Origin of the sequence: Janthinobacterium psychrotolerans (assembly GCF_001677885.1) — a bacterium.
In the GTDB taxonomy this organism is placed as follows: domain Bacteria; phylum Pseudomonadota; class Gammaproteobacteria; order Burkholderiales; family Burkholderiaceae_D; genus Janthinobacterium; species Janthinobacterium psychrotolerans.
The window spans coordinates 367341-380463 of the sequence record NZ_LOCQ01000061.1 but is presented as its reverse complement, the minus strand read 5'-3'; the positions used below and the strand labels follow the sequence as shown (position 1 = coordinate 380463).

General features: G+C 63.9%; 17 protein-coding genes. 12 read left to right on the top strand and 5 right to left on the bottom strand.

What is annotated here, in order from left to right; translation table 11 throughout:
- Positions 1 to 26 precede the first annotated feature (26 nt).
- From ASR47_RS23760 to ASR47_RS23750, 3 genes are read left to right on the top strand one after another with little or no spacing between them, the layout of a single operon-like run.
- The gene (locus ASR47_RS23760; RefSeq protein WP_065310242.1) at positions 27 to 1190 is read left to right on the top strand and encodes a Do family serine endopeptidase; all 1164 of its coding nucleotides are present in this window, start codon (positions 27 to 29) and stop codon (positions 1188 to 1190) included.
- A 21-nt stretch (positions 1191 to 1211) separates the two neighbouring features.
- A complete protein-coding gene (locus tag ASR47_RS23755) occupies positions 1212 to 1907 on the top strand; it encodes a DUF2461 domain-containing protein (protein WP_065310241.1) in 696 nt (231 codons plus the stop codon).
- 17 nt (positions 1908 to 1924) lie between these two features.
- Complete coding sequence (locus ASR47_RS23750) at positions 1925 to 2266, top strand: cupin domain-containing protein (protein ID WP_065310240.1); 342 nt, start codon at positions 1925 to 1927, stop codon at positions 2264 to 2266.
- A gap of 6 nt (positions 2267 to 2272) precedes the next feature.
- Here ASR47_RS23750 and ASR47_RS23745 read toward each other — a convergent pair whose 3' ends face one another.
- The 5 genes from ASR47_RS23745 to ASR47_RS23725 all read right to left on the bottom strand — a co-directional run bounded on the left by ASR47_RS23745 (position 2273) and on the right by ASR47_RS23725 (position 5251).
- Complete coding sequence (locus tag ASR47_RS23745; RefSeq protein ID WP_065310239.1) at positions 2273 to 3313, bottom strand: NAD(P)H-dependent glycerol-3-phosphate dehydrogenase; 1041 nt, start codon at positions 3311 to 3313, stop codon at positions 2273 to 2275.
- Between the two features lie 3 nt (positions 3314 to 3316).
- Positions 3317 to 3760 (bottom strand): SH3 domain-containing protein, encoded by a 444-nt coding sequence (locus ASR47_RS23740; protein WP_065310333.1) that lies wholly within the window; start codon positions 3758 to 3760, stop codon positions 3317 to 3319.
- Between the two features lie 114 nt (positions 3761 to 3874).
- The gene (gene secB, locus ASR47_RS23735) at positions 3875 to 4345 is read right to left on the bottom strand and encodes a protein-export chaperone SecB (protein WP_065310238.1); all 471 of its coding nucleotides are present in this window, start codon (positions 4343 to 4345) and stop codon (positions 3875 to 3877) included.
- A gap of 171 nt (positions 4346 to 4516) precedes the next feature.
- Positions 4517 to 4783: a glutaredoxin 3 gene (gene grxC, locus ASR47_RS23730; protein WP_065310237.1), complete on the bottom strand. Its 267-nt coding sequence runs from the start codon at positions 4781 to 4783 to the stop codon at positions 4517 to 4519.
- 36 nt (positions 4784 to 4819) lie between these two features.
- Positions 4820 to 5251, bottom strand: a complete 432-nt coding sequence (locus tag ASR47_RS23725) for a rhodanese-like domain-containing protein (RefSeq protein WP_065310236.1) — start codon at positions 5249 to 5251, stop codon at positions 4820 to 4822.
- Between the two features lie 106 nt (positions 5252 to 5357).
- Between ASR47_RS23725 and gpmA the strand changes: the two genes are divergently transcribed.
- The 9 genes from gpmA to gspK all read left to right on the top strand — a co-directional run bounded on the left by gpmA (position 5358) and on the right by gspK (position 13117).
- Complete coding sequence (gene gpmA, locus ASR47_RS23720) at positions 5358 to 6104, top strand: 2,3-diphosphoglycerate-dependent phosphoglycerate mutase (RefSeq protein WP_065310235.1); 747 nt, start codon at positions 5358 to 5360, stop codon at positions 6102 to 6104.
- Between the two features lie 77 nt (positions 6105 to 6181).
- Complete coding sequence (locus ASR47_RS23715) at positions 6182 to 7729, top strand: murein hydrolase activator EnvC family protein (RefSeq protein WP_082989146.1); 1548 nt, start codon at positions 6182 to 6184, stop codon at positions 7727 to 7729.
- Positions 7730 to 7761: 32 nt separating this feature from the next.
- Complete coding sequence (locus ASR47_RS23710) at positions 7762 to 9264, top strand: S41 family peptidase (protein ID WP_065310234.1); 1503 nt, start codon at positions 7762 to 7764, stop codon at positions 9262 to 9264.
- A gap of 52 nt (positions 9265 to 9316) precedes the next feature.
- Positions 9317 to 10078 (top strand): HesA/MoeB/ThiF family protein, encoded by a 762-nt coding sequence (locus ASR47_RS23705; protein ID WP_065310233.1) that lies wholly within the window; start codon positions 9317 to 9319, stop codon positions 10076 to 10078.
- A gap of 101 nt (positions 10079 to 10179) precedes the next feature.
- Positions 10180 to 10632 carry a type II secretion system major pseudopilin GspG gene (gene gspG / locus ASR47_RS23700; protein ID WP_065310232.1) on the top strand — a complete coding sequence of 151 codons (453 nt, stop codon included), beginning with the start codon at positions 10180 to 10182 and terminating at the stop codon, positions 10630 to 10632.
- A 19-nt stretch (positions 10633 to 10651) separates the two neighbouring features.
- Complete coding sequence (locus tag ASR47_RS23695; protein WP_065310231.1) at positions 10652 to 11125, top strand: GspH/FimT family pseudopilin; 474 nt, start codon at positions 10652 to 10654, stop codon at positions 11123 to 11125.
- Complete coding sequence (gspI, locus tag ASR47_RS23690) at positions 11125 to 11508, top strand: type II secretion system minor pseudopilin GspI (protein WP_065310230.1); 384 nt, start codon at positions 11125 to 11127, stop codon at positions 11506 to 11508. The genes ASR47_RS23695 and gspI overlap by 1 nt, the downstream gene beginning before the upstream one ends.
- Positions 11508 to 12152: a PulJ/GspJ family protein gene (locus ASR47_RS23685; protein WP_065310229.1), complete on the top strand. Its 645-nt coding sequence runs from the start codon at positions 11508 to 11510 to the stop codon at positions 12150 to 12152. Before gspI ends, ASR47_RS23685 begins: the two co-directional genes overlap by 1 nt.
- Complete coding sequence (gene gspK / locus ASR47_RS23680) at positions 12149 to 13117, top strand: type II secretion system minor pseudopilin GspK (RefSeq protein WP_065310228.1); 969 nt, start codon at positions 12149 to 12151, stop codon at positions 13115 to 13117. Before ASR47_RS23685 ends, gspK begins: the two co-directional genes overlap by 4 nt.
- Positions 13118 to 13123: the final 6 nt, after the last annotated feature.

The window sequence follows — 13123 nt, the reverse complement described above, 5'->3', positions numbered from 1 at the left end:
GGGCCGGCTGACCTGGGTGGAGTTTTATGCGACGTTTCTGGTTGTTGTTTGCGCAAACCGTGACCATCGCGCTGGCGTTGTACTTCGTGTACGGCGCCCTGCGCCCGGCCAGCCGGGTCCAGCAACTGGGTTCGCCCGCCACGCCGATCCCGGTGGTGGAAACGGCGTCGAGCAGCCTGGCGCCCGGCTCCTTCCGTGACGCGGCGGCGCGCGCCATGCCGGCGGTGGTCAACATATTGACCACCCAGGCGCCCAAGCGCGGCGCCCACCCCCTGATGCGCGACCCCTTCTTCAAGCGCTTCTTCGGCGAGCGCACGCCCGACATGGACGAAGAGGGCAGCGGCCTGAAAAACAGCCTGGGCTCGGGCGTGATCGTCAGCCACGAAGGCTATATCCTCACCAACAACCATGTCGTCGAAGGCGCCGACGAAATCGAAGTCGTGCTGACCGACGGGCGCAAGGCGCCGGCGCAGGTGGTGGGGCTGGACCCGGAAACGGACCTGGCCGTGATCAAGGTCAAGCTCGACAAGCTGCCGGTGATCGTGCTGGGCCAGTCGGAGCAGGCGCGCGTGGGCGACGCCGTGCTGGCGATCGGCAACCCGTTCGGCGTGGGCCAGACGGTGACCATGGGCATTATCTCCGCGCTGGGCCGCAACAACCTGCATATCAACAGTTTTGAAAACTTCATCCAGACCGATGCGGCGATCAACTTCGGCAATTCGGGCGGCGCCCTGGTCGATACGCGCGGCAATTTGATCGGCATCAATACCGCCATCTATTCGCAAAGCGGCGGCTCGGTCGGCATCGGCTTTGCCATTCCCGTTTCCACCACCAAGACCGTGATGGAAGCGATCATCAAGAACGGCCATGTGGTGCGCGGCTGGATCGGCGTGGAAACCCAGGACATCACCAAAGAGCTGGCCGACAGTTTTGGTTTGCAGCGCAGCACCGGCGCCATTATCGCCGGCGTGGTGCGCGGCGGCCCGGCCGACAAGGCCGGCATCAAGCCGGGCGACATCCTGCTCAGCGTCGACGGCAAGCCGGTCGGCGACACCACCGAAATGCTGAACCTGATCGCCCAGCTGCCACCCGGTGAAAAAGCTAAAATGACGGTGCTGCGCAAGAGCCGCGAGGCGGCGCTCGACGTGGTGGTGGGCAAGCGCCCCATCCCCAAGGACCTCAACAAATAGCCGCGAATCGGAAACTGACACATGCATGTGCGTGATTTGACCCAATTTTTACGTGAACTGAGCGAGAACAACAACCGTCCCTGGTTCGTGATGAACAAGCCCCGCTACGATATTTTGCGCGAGGAATTCCTGGCGCTGGTGACTTCATTGATTGCCGAACTCGGCAAGTTCGACCCGGCCGTGAAGTTCTGCAATCCCAAGAAGGCCATGTTCCGCATCAATCGCGACGTGCGCTTTGCGCATGACAAGAGCCCGTATAAAACGCGTTTTTCGGCGGCCATCGCGCCGAACGACATGCGCCGCCCCAGCAAGGCCGGCGGTCCCACGTATTATGTGCAGATCGATGGCAAGGGCCATGTGCTGTTCGGCGCCGGCGAATACATGCCGCCGCCGGGCCGCTTGAAGGCGCTGCGCGAGCATATGGTCAACGACGCGCCAGGGTTTTCCAAAGTGCTCAAGAATAAGCGCCTGAAGGCCCGTTTCGGCACCATCCAGGACGAGGGCAAGCTGCAGCGCCCGCCAAAAGGTTTCGATGCCGGCGCCGAACATATCGAATTGATCAAGCTGAAAAGCTTTTTTGTCTGGACCGAGCTGCCGTTGCCACTGAACCAGCCGGAAAAACTGCTGCCGCTGATCGCCGAAGGCCTCAAGGATGCGTTGCCGCTGGTGCAATGGATGCGCGGCGCCAAAGAGGAACTCGAGGAAGCGGCGGACTAACTGAACAGGAGCACAGGATGGCATTGCATCACGCAACTTCAGGACAGATCATCGATGTGCAGGGCGCCAGCGGCGAAGACCTGACGCAGTTTTCCGCCATCGCCCTGGCCAAGACGGACGAGCTGGAATTGATCCGCATGTGCATGCCCAAAGGCAAGACCATGCCCGAACATCATGTATTGGGAGAAATCACCCTGCTGTGCCTGCAAGGCCAGGTGGCGCTAGACGCCCATGGCAGCGTGCAGCTGCTGGGGCCGGGCCAGATGGTGTACCTGAACGGCGGGCAGGCCCACGCGCTCGAAGCGCGCGAGGACAGTTTATTGCTCTTGACCATACTGATGGCCAAGGCCGGCCGCTAAATCTGCTTACATCCGGTTGGCTTCATCGCGCGGATCGCGCGCCAGCAGCTGCTGCACCATCTCCTGCGGCAAGTCGCCGTCGAACAGCACGCCGGCCACCGCGTCGGTGATCGGCATGTCCACCCGCATGCGCTGCGCCAGTTCGCGTACGGCCCTGGCGCAGGGCACGCCCTCTGCCACATGGCCCAGTTCGGCCACGATGGTCGCCAATGCCTTGCCTTGCGCCAGCCCCAGGCCGACGCGGCGGTTGCGCGACAAGTCGCCGGTGCAGGTCAAAATCAGGTCGCCCATGCCGGTCAGGCCCATGAAGGTTTCGGTCTGGCCGCCCAAGGCCGTGCCCAGGCGCGTGATTTCCGCCAGGCCACGCGTGATCAGCGCGGCGCGGGCATTCAGGCCCAGGCCCAGGCCATCGGCCACGCCGGTGGCGATCGCCAGCACGTTTTTCACGGCGCCGCCCACTTCCACGCCGACCAGGTCGTCGCTGGCATACACGCGGAAATTGCCGCCGTGCAAGGCCGACACCACGCAGGCGCGCAATGCGGCGTCGTGCGAGGCGATGGTTAGCGCACACGGCAGGCCGCGCGCCACTTCCTGCGCGAAAGACGGGCCGGACAGGGCGCCGCCAGCGACCGTGTCGCCGAGGATCTCCTGGAACAGCTGGTGCGGCAACAGGCCGGTGCCGTTTTCAAACCCCTTGCACAGCCAGACCAGGTTGGGAATCGTCTGGTGTTTCAATTGCAGCAGCAGCGGACGCAGGCCGGCCACCGGGCAGGCGGCGATCAGCAGCGCCTGCTCGCCACTGGCGTGGCTGAGGGCGGCGTCGAAATCGGCGCAAATGGCCAATTGTGGCGGCAAGGCAAAGCCGGGCAGGTAGCTGTTCTCGCCGCTGGCGGCCATGGCGGCCATGGCTTCGGGGTTGCGGCCCCACAACACCACATCGTGGCGCGCGGCCAGCGCCATCGCCACCGCCGTGCCCCAGGCGCCGGCGCCAAGAATGGTGATGCGGCGGCGCGCGCTGGTGCTATGGTTATCTTGGGAAACTGGCATTGCTTACAGGCCCCACACTTCGCTGGTCTTGACGTAGCCGACCTGGCCATCCTTGTGGCGCACCTTGATCCAGTTGCCGCCCGGCTGCTCCAGCATTTCCAGCAGCACGCCCTTGTCGAGCAGCAGCACCGCCGACGCGGTCTCGTCGGGGCTGGCGCGCACTTTCAGGTTGGCGGCGCGCGCCACCAGGTTGCGCTTGGCCGACAGGCCCTTGGCTTCGGTCCAGGCCATTTCGCCGCTGGCGTCGCGTACCTTGACCCATTCGCCATAGCTGAGCACGACTTCGAGCGGCATGCCGCGCGGCGCTACATACAGCTTGCCCCCCTTGGCGGACGGCGCGTCGTACAGTATCACGGGGGCGGCGCCCACCGTCTTGAAGTCGACGGCGTGGCTGGCGGCGCTGGCCAGCAACAGCACGGCGCCCGACAACCAACGCAATTTGCTCATGACCGTATTTTTCAACATGATGTTTTGTGAACCCTGAATGAAACACGGCGGCTTGAGTAACTGAGCCGCCGTGTCGGGCCTACCCAGGACGGGTTGGCGAAGTGATGCTGAAACTTAATTGATGGTTTCGTTCGGCGCTGCGGCAGTCGCGTCGGCAATCGCTTGCAGACGTTGCTGGTAGAACACTTCGAAGTTGATCTCGGCCAGGTGCACTGGCGGGAAGCCGGCACGGGTGATCACGTCGGCGATGTTGGCGCGCAGGTAAGGGTAGATGATGTTCGGGCAGCCGATTCCCAGCAGCGGATCGAGTTGATCGGCAGGAATGTTGCGTGCTTCGAAAATACCGGCTTGCTTGCCTTCAACCAGGAAAGCGACTTTTTCGCCCACTTTGGCGGTCACGGTGATGGTCACGGTGGCTTCAAAGATGCCGTCGGCCAGAGGCTCGGCGCCCACGTCCAGAGCGACTTCGATGGCCGGTGCTTCTTGTTCCAGGAACACGGCTGGGGAATTTGGTTGTTCCAGCGACATGTCTTTCAGGTAGACGCGTTGGATTTGGAAGACTGGTTGCAGATTTTCGTCAGACATGGAACGCTTTCGTTGTAATGGACAAGAACGGCACACCGTTCAAATAGGGTGCTTGCAAATACGGTGCTTGCAACAAACCGCGCCGGATAGGCGCAACTTGCAGGGGTGCGAGGGCAATTGTATCAAAACAATACCGCCAAAAACCAAGCAATTTCTCGACCCCACTTTATATCAGGTTGCCGTGCCATTTAACAAGGGGTCCAGCTTGCCGGCTTGATCGAGCGCATACAGGTCATCGAAACCGCCCACATGGGTCTCGCCGACATAGATTTGCGGCACCGTGCGGCGGCCCGTGCGTTCCATCATCTTGACGCGCTCGGCCGGATCGAGGTCGACGCGCACCTTTTGCACGGTGACGCCCTTGGCTTCGAGCAAACGCTCGGCGCGGATGCAATACGGGCACACGGCGGTGCTGTAGACGATTACGGGGACGGACATGGTGTTCTCCTTGTATGAGTTGCTGAGTGGCAGGCCTTATTTGACCAGCGACGGTTTGGCCGGCGACGGCGTTTTCAGGGGCAGGCCTTGCTTGCTCCATTCATCGATGCCGCCTTCGAGGCTGGTGGCTTCGGCGTAACCAGCCTTGATCAGCGCGGCAACCGCGGTAGCCGAGCGCGACCCTTTCTGGCAAACCACTACAATGGGGCGTGTTTTGAATTTTTCCAGCTCGCCCATGCGTTTTGCCAGTTCTGCCACTGGAATATTCCTGGCGTCAGGCAGGTGGCCCTTGGCGAATTCTTCCGGTGTGCGCACGTCGACAATGATGGTCTTGCCACGATTGATCAACTGCGTCACTTCGAGGACGCTGGCGCGTTTGCCGCGCATCGACAGCAGTGGCCAGAGCAGGGCGCCGCCCGACAGGATGACGATGGCAAGCAGAAAAATATGGTCGATAATGAATTTCACGAAGGGTCCAATGGTTTAAGTCAATCCGCGCATTATAAAATAGAAGCTCGGCGAGGTCTTTTTACGTTTTGCTTTTTTGATTTGAACCCCTTGAGAAGATAGAACTATGTACAAAATCGTTTTCATGCGTCACGGCGAGTCCACCTGGAATCTCGATAACCGCTTCACTGGCTGGACCGACGTCGATCTGACGGCCAAGGGCATCAACGAAGCCAGGGCCGCCGGCCAGATCCTGAAAGAAGAAGGTTTCACTTTCGACGTGGCCTACACCTCGGTGCTCAAGCGCGCCATCCGCACCCTGTGGCTGGCGCTCGACGAAATGGACATGATGTACCTGCCGGTGAAGAACGACTGGCGCCTGAACGAGCGCCACTATGGCGCGCTGCAGGGCCTGGACAAGGCGGAAACGGCCGCCAAGTATGGCGACGAGCAGGTACTGGTCTGGCGCCGCAGCTACGATACGCCGCCGCCGGCCCTGGAAGAGAGCGACGACCGCGCCTCGTTCAACGACCCGCGCTACGCCGGCCTGCCGAAAGCGTCGATTCCGCTGACCGAATGCCTGAAAGACACCGTGGCGCGCGTGATGCCGGCCTGGGACGAAGAAATCGCCCCGGCCATCCGCGCCGGCAAGAAGATCATCATCTCGGCCCACGGCAACAGCCTGCGCGCCCTGATCAAGATGTTGGACGGCATCAGCGACAGCGACATCGTCGGCCTGAACATCCCGAACGGCCAGCCGCTCGTGTATGAACTCGACGCCGACCTGAAACCGATCCGCCATTACTACCTGGGCGACCCGGCGGCGATTGCGGCAGCCCAGGCTGCCGTGGCGAACCAAGGGAAGGCCAAGTAACTTTGCAGTCTTTCTTCCGCGGCACAGTGATCGCCCCTTCTGCTGAACGTTCCCTGCCGGCCTGGCGTGCCGGCGCCGTGTTGTGCCTGGCGCTGCTGTTGTCCAGCGGCGCCGCGCATGGCGCCAGACCCACCGAACGCAGCAAGCAGAAGGCGGCTGCGGAATTGCAGCGCGCCGGCCTGCAGCAAAAGCTGACGGCCTTGAAACGCGATATCAGCCAGACCGAAAGCGCCAAGGACGACGCGGCCGATACCCTGGCCGAGTCGGAACTGGCGATTTCCAACGCCAACCGCGCCCTGCGCGACCTGGCGCAGGAGCAGAGCGAGACCAGCGTCAAGCTCAATGCGCTGGGCAAGGAACACCGCGAGCTGACGGCGACGGTGGAAAAACAAAAAGGACAATTGTCGAAATTGCTGCGCGAGCAATATGTCGCCGGCAATGAAGACCGCATGAAGCTGCTGCTGTCGGGCGATAATCCGAACCGCATCAACCGCGACCTGCAACTGATGGCCTATGTGTCGCAGGCGCAGGCGCGCCTGCTCGAATCGCTGCGCGCGAACTTGCTGGCGGTGGAAAAAAACCAGGCCGACGTGCAGAACGCCAAGGACGAGCTGGAAGAAATCGCCCAGGAAGAGCGCGACCAGAAGGTCGTGCTGGAACAGGAAAAGGCGCGCCGCGCCAGCATGCTGGCCAACCTGTCACAGCGCCTGGTGGCCAAGCGCAAGGAAGCGGGCAATGTCGAGCGCGACGAGCAGCGCATGGGCAACCTGGTCGACAAGCTGGCCAAGCTGATCGAAGAGCAGGCGGCCGCGGCCGCCGCTGAAAAGAAACGCCAGCAATTGCTGGCAGAACAACGTGCCGCCGCGAAAGCGGCCGCCGCCGCCAAGGCCGCCGAGGAAAAACGTGAGCGCTTGCTCGCCGCGCGCGCCAAGGTGGAGGCCCAGGCGCAGGCACGGGCACTGGCCGAACGCGAACGCCTGGCGCGCGAGCAGCAGAGCAAATCGGGCAAGATCAAACCGCAGACGCCGGCACCGGTCCCGGTCCCGGTCCCGGTTCCGGCGCCGGCGCCGGTGCCTGCGCCGCCGGTGAAACTCGATCCGATCGACAACGTCGAGCCGCCGCAGATCGCCAGGGTCGAGCCCAAGCCGGAGCCGAAGCCCGAACCGAGGCCGGAACCCAAGCCCGAGCCGGAAGCGGCCCGTCCTACCCTGGCGCCCGCACCGCCGGACGGCGCCTTTGCCAGCCTGAAAGGGCAGTTGCGTGCGCCCGTTTCGGGCCGGGTCGCGGCCCGCTTCGGCAGCAAGCGCGGCGACGGCCCCACCTGGAAGGGCGTGTTCATCAAGACCGGCGAAGGCAGCGAAGTGCATGCCGTCGCCGCCGGCCGTGTCGTGTTCTCGGACTGGATGCGCGGCTTCGGCAACCTGATCATCGTCGACCATGGCGGCCAGTACATGAGTATTTATGGCAATAACCAGTCCTTGCTGAAACGCGCCGGCGACAGCGTCAGGAGCGGCGACGCGATCGCCAGCGCGGGCAACAGCGGCGGCAACGAGGAATCGGGGCTATACTTTGAGCTACGCCATCAGGGCCGTGCCTTCGATCCCGCCACCTGGGTCAAGTTTTAAGTAACAACGTACTTGCAGATTGCGAATCACACATGGGCATCACAGTAAAAAGCATAGTCTTGATCGGCGCGGGCCTGCTGGCCGGCATCGGCGCCACGGTGCAGTTCCCGGCCATTGCGCAAAAAGTGGGCGCGCCGCTGCCGCTCGACGAGCTGCGCCAGCTGTCCGACGTGTTTGGCCTGATCAAGACCGATTACGTTGAAAAGGTGGCAGACAAGAAGCTGCTGTCCGAAGCGATCGCCGGCATGGTGTCGTCGCTGGACCCGCATTCGGTCTACCTGGACAAGAACGCCTTCAAGGAAATGCGCGAGAGCGTGCAGGGCAAGTTTGTCGGCATCGGCATCGAAGTGAGCATGGAAGACGGCTACGTCAAGGTGGTCTCGCCGATCGAGGACAGTCCCGCCGCCAAGGCCGGCATCGAGGCCGGCGACCTGATCACCCGCCTCGACAATGTGCCGCTCAAGGGCTTGCAGCTTGACGAGGTGATCAAGCGCATGCGCGGCCAGCCCAACAGCAAGCTGGTGCTGACGGTGTCGCGCAAGGGCGACAGCAAGCCGCTGGTGTTTCCCATCGTGCGCGAAGAAATCCGCGTGCAAAGCGTCAAGGCCAAAATGGTCGCGCCCGGCTACGCCTGGCTGCGCATCGCCCAGTTCCAGGAGCCGACCGTCGACGACATGGTCAGGAAGATCAACGCCCTGTATGCGCAGGACCCCAAGCTCAAGGGCCTGGTGCTGGACCTGCGCAACGACCCGGGCGGCGTGGTGCCGGGCGCCATCGGCGTCTCGGCCGCCTTCTTGCCCAGCAATTCGGTGATCGTCTCGACCAGCGGCCAGCTGCCGGAATCGAAGCAGGTGTTCTATGGCCGGCGCGAATTCTATGCGCCGCCGGGCGCCAAGGCGGACCCGCTGGCCAAGCTGCCGGCCGCGCTGAAAACCGTGCCGCTGGTGGTGCTGGTCAACGCCGGCTCGGCCTCGGCCTCGGAAATCGTCGCCGGCGCGCTGCAGGACTACAAGCGCGCCACCGTGATCGGTACGCAAACCTTCGGCAAGGGCTCGGTGCAGACCCTGCGCCAGCTGACCGCCGACACCGCCGTCAAGCTGACCACGGCGCGCTACTACACGCCGAAAGGGCGCACCATCCAGGCGCGCGGCATCGTGCCCGACCTGCTGGTCGATGAAACGGCCGACGGCGACGGCTGGAACAGCCTGCGCGTGCGCGAAGCGGACCTGGAAAAACACCTGAACAGCGATGACGGCAAGCCCGAAGCGGCCGCGCCGACCCTGGGCGCCGTGCACGACCAGCTGGAAGAAGAGCAGCGTTTGATCGCCACGGCGAAAAAGCGCAAGCCGCTCGAATACGGCGCCAAGGATGATTTCCAGCTGCAGCAGGCGCTGAACCACTTCCAGGGCCTGCCGGTGCAGTTGTCCAAGGCCGAGCACAAGGCCGACGCCAAGGCGGCCAGGATCAGCGACAAGCCCGAGATCAAGTCCGATATCAAGGCCGAGGACAAGAAGATACCGGTCCAGAAACCGTGATGCTTATTCCCCAACTGCCACTGCTGGGGTCAGACCCGGCGGGTCTGACCCCGTGAATGACGACCAGCTGCTGCGCTATTCGCGCCATATCCTGCTTGACCAGATCGGCATCGAAGGCCAGCAGGCGCTGCTGGACGCGCGGGTGCTGGTGATCGGCGCCGGCGGCCTCGGCTCGCCGGCCGCCATGTACCTGGCCGCGTCCGGCGTTGGCCAGCTGACCCTGGTCGACGACGATACGGTCGACCTGACCAATCTGCAGCGCCAGATCGCCCATACCACGCAGCGCGTGGGCCAGCCGAAAGCCGCTTCGGCGCGCATCACGCTGGCCGATATCAATCCGGAGATAGCGCTCGTTGCGCTGCAGGAGCGCGTGGATGATGCGCGCCTGGCCGAACTGGTGGCCGCCAGCACCGTGGTGCTCGACTGTACCGACAACTTCGCCACCCGCCACGCCGTCAACCGCGCCTGCGTGGCGCACCAGGTGCCGCTGGTGTCGGGCGCCGTGATCCGCTTCGACGGCCAGGTCAGCGTGTTCGACCCGCGCACGGGCAGCCAGCCGTGCTACAGCTGTTTGTTCCCGCAAGACCAGGCCTTCACCGACGAAGCCTGCTCCACCATGGGCGTGTTCGCGCCGCTGGTGGGCGTGGTCGGCAGCATGCAGGCGGCCGAGGCGCTGAAGCTCATCATGGGCATCGGCGCGTCGCTGGCGGGGCGCTTGCTGCTGCTCGACGGCCTGCATATGGAGTGGAACAGCATGCGCGTGGCGCGCGATCCATGTTGCGCCGTCTGTGGCGACGCCGCCTTGTCAGTCTGAACACGGCGCGATAAATTTTCGTAAATTGTCCCCATATGACAGGCTTTGTCATATTTCGGCTTTATACTCTGCACTCCACGGACCTACTTCTCTCTCTTCTTATGCAAAACGCAGCAACCCGTTCGATACCGCAGCGCCGCGCGCGCGGCTTCACGCTGATTGAAATCATGGTGGTGGTGGTGATCATGGGCATCCTCGCCTCGCTGGTGGTGCCCAAGCTGATCGCCCGTACCGGCGAATCGAAAGTGGCGGCGGCGAAAGTCGACATCGCTACCGTGATGCAAGCCTTGAAACTGTATCGCCTGGACAACCAGCGCTATCCGACCACCGAGCAGGGCTTGCGCGCGCTGGTGGAAAAACCGACCGTCGGCCCGGCCGCGAATGGCTGGAAGGCGGGCGGTTACCTGGAAAAAATGCCGAAAGACCCATGGGGCAATCCTTACCAGTACCTGTCGCCTGGCCTGAAAGGCGAAGTCGACATCATCTCGCTGGGCGCCGACGGCCAGCCCGGCGGTAGCGGCGACGACGCCGATATCGGCTCCTGGGACCAGTAAGTTTTATCCCATGCCTGTCATGCGTGCCCAACGCCAGTTGCAGCGCGGCTTCACGCTGATCGAACTGCTGGTGGTGATGGTCATCATCGGCGTCACCCTGGGGCTGGTGTCGCTCAACGCCATGCCCAACGGCCAGCAGGCGCTGCAAAAAGAGGCCGAGCGCATCGCCCTGCTGCTGCAGCTGGCGCGCGACGAAGCCATCGTGCGCAGCCGCCAGGTGGCGTTCGAAGCCGACGAAAACCAGTACCGTTTTCTGGTCCTCAATGAAAAACTTTGGCAGGCCGTGACCAAGGATGATTTGCTGCGCGAGCGCAGCTTTGCCAATACGCCGATGCTGCTCAGCGTGCAGCCGGCCACCACCGTGGCCCAGCCGCTGCGCATCGTGTTCGGCCGCGAGCCGGTCGACAAGCCTTTTGTGCTGACCCTGGCCAGCGGCGAGCGCAGCGTCTCCATCCGCGCCGACGGCATCGGCCACTTCACGGTCGAGCAATAATGACACTCTCTACACGACACCAGCGGCAACGCGGTTTCACGCTGCTCGAAGTGCTCGTCGCGCTGGTGATCGTCGGCACCGCGCTGGGCGCGTCCCTGCGCGCCGTCGGCAGCCTGACGCAGAACAGCGACGGCCTGCGCAGCGCCATGATGGCCACCTGGTCGGCCGAAAACCACCTGGTGCGCCTGCGCCTGGCCAAGACCTTTCCGCAGACCGGCAAGCGCAGCGAGGATTGTCCGCAGGGCGACCTGAAACTGATCTGCGAAGAAGAAGTGGTGGCCACGCCGAATCCGCGCATGCGGCAGGTGCGCGTGAACGTCTATGACGCGCAATACCCGGCCCGGCGCATCGTGCGCCTGGTCCTGCTGGCGTTCAACGACTGATGGCGCGCCCACGTTCCGCCGGCTTTACGCTGATCGAATTGCTGGTGGCGATCGGCATCCTGGCGATGGTCGCCGTGCTGGGCTGGCGTGGCCTCGACAGCATCGTGCGCTCGCGCGAAGTGCTCAACGCCCAGCTGGAACAGTCGCGCGGCATGCAGCTGACATTTGCGCAGATGCAGAGCGATTGCGACCACCTGGCCGGTTCCAGCGCCGTCACCGCCGGCAGCCAGACCCTGCTCAATGGCCGCAGCTATCTGTCGGCCGAGGCCGACCGCCTGATGATGGTGCGCCAGGCCGTCGCCGAGCAGCAGCCGCAGCAGCTGCAGGTGGTGACCTATCGCCTGGTGGGCGGCGTGCTGACGCGGCGCGAGTCGATCGGCACGCGCGACCTGGCCGTGCTCGACACCTTGTGGCAGGCGGCGCGCGACGACACCGATACCGGCAACGCCAGCGTGGTGCTGCTGCGCGGTGTCGACAGCATGGCGATGCGCGGCCAGCGCAGCCTGGCCAGCAACACCACGCCCGACTGGATCACCCTGGGCGCCGGCAGCAAGACCGGCGACCTGGCCGGCCTCGAAGTGACCTTGCAGCTGCCCGGCCAGGCCGCCGGCCTGTCCAAGGTATTCTTGCTGGGGCCCGGATGAAAGCATTCAATCGCCCGGCGCGCCAGCGCGGCGTGGCCGTCATCACGGCCCTGCTCTTGACGGCGCTGGCCATCACGGTGGTGGCCAGCCTGTTCTGGCAGCAGCAGGTGCAGGTGCGCTCGATGGAAAACCAGCGCCAGCGCCTGCAGACGCAGTGGGCCATGCGCGGCATGGTCGACTTTGCCCGCTTCTGGCTGCGCCAGGACAATCCGTCCCTGACGGCGATGGATGGCGTGTGGGCCACGCCGATCGAGGAAGCGCGGCTCGATGATTACGTCGACCGCGAAAAGGTCGAGATGGAAAAATTCGACGCCACCGTGTCGGGCCGCGCGCTCGATGCGCAGGCGCGTTTCAATCTGACCAACCTGGTCGATATCACCGGCATGCCCAGCCCGGGGCAGCTGCGGGCCTACCAGCGATTGCTGGGCAACTTGCGGCTCGACAGCGGCCTGGCGCAGGCCACGGCCGATGCGGTGGCGCGCGCGCGTCCCAAGGCGCGGGCCGCCAGCGACGGCGGCGGCAGGAAGACCGACACCGCCACCGCCGGCGGCAGCGAGCCGGTGGCCATGACGCAGATCGAGGATTTGCTGGCGGTGCCCGGCTATACCCCGCAAGTGATCGAAGCGCTGCGCGACTACGTGATCGTGCTGCCGCAGGTGACGCCGGTGAACGTCAATACCGCCCCGGCCGAAGTGCTGGCGGCCGTCACCGACATGTCGGTGTCCGAAGCGAGCGCGCTGACCTTGTCCAATCCGCGGAAAAAGTTTGTCGATGCGGGCAACTTCAAGAATAATATTAATGGCAAGAACGTGATTGACGGCGTGGAGATCGATGTGAAGAGCCAGTACTTCCTGACCGTGATCCGGGTGCGGCTGGACCGCGCCGCGCTCGACGCGCAGGCGCTGGTGTGGCGCCAGCCGAATCCACAGCGCACCACCAGCCTGGTCTGGTTGCGGGAAAATTAAAACCTG

What these genes read in the sequence shown, in the direction of transcription:
- ASR47_RS23760 (WP_065310242.1), top strand. Translation starts at nt 27, where the DNA reads ATGCGACGTTTCTGGTTGTTGTTTGCGCAAACCGTGACCATCGCGCTG.
- ASR47_RS23755 (WP_065310241.1), top strand. Translation starts at nt 1,212, where the DNA reads ATGCATGTGCGTGATTTGACCCAATTTTTACGTGAACTGAGCGAGAAC.
- ASR47_RS23750 (WP_065310240.1), top strand. Translation starts at nt 1,925, where the DNA reads ATGGCATTGCATCACGCAACTTCAGGACAGATCATCGATGTGCAGGGC.
- ASR47_RS23745 (WP_065310239.1), bottom strand. Translation starts at nt 3,313, where the DNA reads ATGCCAGTTTCCCAAGATAACCATAGCACCAGCGCGCGCCGCCGCATC.
- ASR47_RS23740 (WP_065310333.1), bottom strand. Translation starts at nt 3,760, where the DNA reads ATGAGCAAATTGCGTTGGTTGTCGGGCGCCGTGCTGTTGCTGGCCAGC.
- secB (WP_065310238.1), bottom strand. Translation starts at nt 4,345, where the DNA reads ATGTCTGACGAAAATCTGCAACCAGTCTTCCAAATCCAACGCGTCTAC.
- grxC (WP_065310237.1), bottom strand. Translation starts at nt 4,783, where the DNA reads ATGTCCGTCCCCGTAATCGTCTACAGCACCGCCGTGTGCCCGTATTGC.
- gpmA (WP_065310235.1), top strand. Translation starts at nt 5,358, where the DNA reads ATGTACAAAATCGTTTTCATGCGTCACGGCGAGTCCACCTGGAATCTC.
- ASR47_RS23710 (WP_065310234.1), top strand. Translation starts at nt 7,762, where the DNA reads ATGGGCATCACAGTAAAAAGCATAGTCTTGATCGGCGCGGGCCTGCTG.
- gspG (WP_065310232.1), top strand. Translation starts at nt 10,180, where the DNA reads ATGCAAAACGCAGCAACCCGTTCGATACCGCAGCGCCGCGCGCGCGGC.
- ASR47_RS23695 (WP_065310231.1), top strand. Translation starts at nt 10,652, where the DNA reads ATGCGTGCCCAACGCCAGTTGCAGCGCGGCTTCACGCTGATCGAACTG.
- gspI (WP_065310230.1), top strand. Translation starts at nt 11,125, where the DNA reads ATGACACTCTCTACACGACACCAGCGGCAACGCGGTTTCACGCTGCTC.
- ASR47_RS23685 (WP_065310229.1), top strand. Translation starts at nt 11,508, where the DNA reads ATGGCGCGCCCACGTTCCGCCGGCTTTACGCTGATCGAATTGCTGGTG.
- gspK (WP_065310228.1), top strand. Translation starts at nt 12,149, where the DNA reads ATGAAAGCATTCAATCGCCCGGCGCGCCAGCGCGGCGTGGCCGTCATC.